The organism is Nocardia sp. NPDC047038 (assembly GCF_040644075.1).
Taxonomy (GTDB): domain Bacteria; phylum Actinomycetota; class Actinomycetes; order Mycobacteriales; family Mycobacteriaceae; genus Nocardia; species Nocardia sichangensis.
On sequence record NZ_JBEYVQ010000045.1, the window covers coordinates 2,423 to 5,137 of the forward strand.

A 2,715-nucleotide genomic window follows, 5' to 3' on the forward strand; every position below is an offset into this window, starting at 1 on the left:
GTGCCCGAGTAGCAGCGGGCCCGTGAAATCTGCTGTGAATCTGCCGGGACCACCCGGTAAGCCTGAATACTCCCTGGTGACCGATAGCGGACTAGTACCGTGAGGGAAAGGTGAAAAGTACCCCGGGAGGGGAGTGAAATAGTACCTGAAACCGGACGCTTACAATCCGTCAGAGCCTTCCTTTTGTGGTGGGGTGATGGCGTGCCTTTTGAAGAATGAGCCTGCGAGTCATCGGTGTGTGGCGAGGTTAACCCGTGTGGGGTAGCCGTAGCGAAAGCGAGTCCGAATAGGGCGCCCAGAGTCGCATGTCATGGACCCGAAGCGGAGTGATCTACCCATGGCCAGGGTGAAGCGACGGTAAGACGTCGTGGAGGCCCGAACCCACTTAGGTTGAAAACTGAGGGGATGAGCTGTGGGTAGGGGTGAAAGGCCAATCAAACTCCGTGATAGCTGGTTCTCCCCGAAATGCATTTAGGTGCAGCGTCACGTGTTTCACATCGGAGGTAGAGCTACTGGATGGCCTAGGGGGCCCACAAGCTTACCGAAGTCAGCCAAACTCCGAATGCCGGTGTGTGAGAGCGTGGCAGTGAGACTGCGGGGGATAAGCTTCGTAGTCGAGAGGGAAACAGCCCAGATCGCCGGCTAAGGCCCCTAAGCGTGTACTAAGTGGAAAAGGATGTGGGGTCGCGAAGACAACCAGGAGGTTGGCTTAGAAGCAGCCACCCTTGAAAGAGTGCGTAATAGCTCACTGGTCAAGTGATCCTGCGCCGACAATGTAGCGGGGCTCAAGTACACCGCCGAAGCCGCGGCATTCCAGCATTATTCTGCTTTCGAGCCAGGAGCTGGGATGGGTAGGGGAGCGTCGTGCAGCCGTGGAAGCAGCGGGGTGACCTAGTTGTGGAGGCTGTGCGAGTGAGAATGCAGGCATGAGTAGCGAAAGACGAGTGAGAAACTCGTCCGCCGAATGACCAAGGGTTCCTGGGCCAGGTTAATCCGCCCAGGGTGAGTCGGGACCTAAGGCGAGGCCGACAGGCGTAGTCGATGGACAACGGGTTGATATTCCCGTACCCGTGTATCCGCGCCCAATGGCGAATCATCTGTGCTAATCGTCCTGAACCGGATGGACTTCCTTCGGGAAGCCGGAAGGGGATGCACGAGACCCTGGGTGTAGTAGTCAAGCGATGGGGTGACGCAGGAAGGTAGCTGGGCCAGGTGGTGGATTACCTGGTGTAAGCCGGTAGGGCGTTGTGTAGGCAAATCCGCACAACATGTGCCTGAGAGGTGATGCGTAGCCGATTGAGGCGAATTCAGTGATCCTATGCTGCCGAGAAAAGCCTCTAGTGAGTTGGTACACGGCCCGTACCCCAAACCGACACAGGTGGTCAGGTAGAGAATACCGAGGCGATCGAGAGAACTGTGGTTAAGGAACTCGGCAAAATGCCCCCGTAACTTCGGGAGAAGGGGGACCACGTCTGGTGACGATCTTTACGGTCCGAGCTGGGTGTGGTCGCAGAGACCAGAGAGAAGCGACTGTTTACTAAAAACACAGGTCCGTGCGAAGTCGTAAGACGATGTATACGGACTGACGCCTGCCCGGTGCCGGAAGGTTAAGAGGACCGGTTAGCGCTTTCGGGCGCGAAGCTGAGAATTTAAGCCCCGGTAAACGGCGGTGGTAACTATAACCATCCTAAGGTAGCGAAATTCCTTGTCGGGTAAGTTCCGACCTGCACGAATGGCGTAACGACTTCTCTGCTGTCTCAACCACAGACTCGGCGAAATTGCATTACGAGTAAAGATGCTCGTTACGCGCGGCAGGACGAAAAGACCCCGGGACCTTCACTATAGCTTGGTATTGGTGTTCGGTACGGTTTGTGTAGGATAGGTGGGAGACTGTGAAGCGGGCACGCCAGTGTTCGTGGAGTCGTCGTTGAAATACCACTCTGGTCGTATTGGACTTCTAACCTCGGACCCTGATCGGGTTCAGGGACAGTGCCTGGTGGGTAGTTTAACTGGGGCGGTTGCCTCCTAAAATGTAACGGAGGCGCCCAAAGGTTCCCTCAGCCTGGTTGGCAATCAGGTGTCGAGTGCAAGTGCACAAGGGAGCTTGACTGTGAGACTGACGGGTCGAGCAGGGACGAAAGTCGGGACTAGTGATCCGGCACCGGCATGTGGAAGCGGTGTCGCTCAACGGATAAAAGGTACCCCGGGGATAACAGGCTGATCTTCCCCAAGAGTCCATATCGACGGGATGGTTTGGCACCTCGATGTCGGCTCGTCGCATCCTGGGGCTGGAGTAGGTCCCAAGGGTTGGGCTGTTCGCCCATTAAAGCGGCACGCGAGCTGGGTTTAGAACGTCGTGAGACAGTTCGGTCTCTATCCGCCGCGCGCGTCAGAAACTTGAGGAAGGCTGTCCCTAGTACGAGAGGACCGGGACGGACGAACCTCTGGTGTGCCAGTTGTCCTGCCAAGGGCACTGCTGGTTGGCTACGTTCGGAAGGGATAACCGCTGAAAGCATCTAAGCGGGAAGCCTGTTCCAAGATGAGGTTTCTCACCACCTTCGAGTGGTTAAGGCCCCCTATAGACCATGGGGTTGATAGGCCGGAACTGGAAGCACGGTAACGTGTGGAGGTGACCGGTACTAATCGGCCGAGGACTTACCAACAAAGGTTGCTACGCGTCCACTGTGCGGTATCTGAAACAACACACAGATACCC

The 2,715-nt window shown here is 56.6% G+C and carries 1 rRNA gene (running past one end of the window); it reads left to right on the top strand.

The features are described 5' to 3' along the window. Positions 1-2,663 (top strand): 23S ribosomal RNA (locus ABZ824_RS39600); it begins 377 nt to the left of the window's first position. The last annotated feature ends 52 nt before the right edge of the window (positions 2,664-2,715 follow it).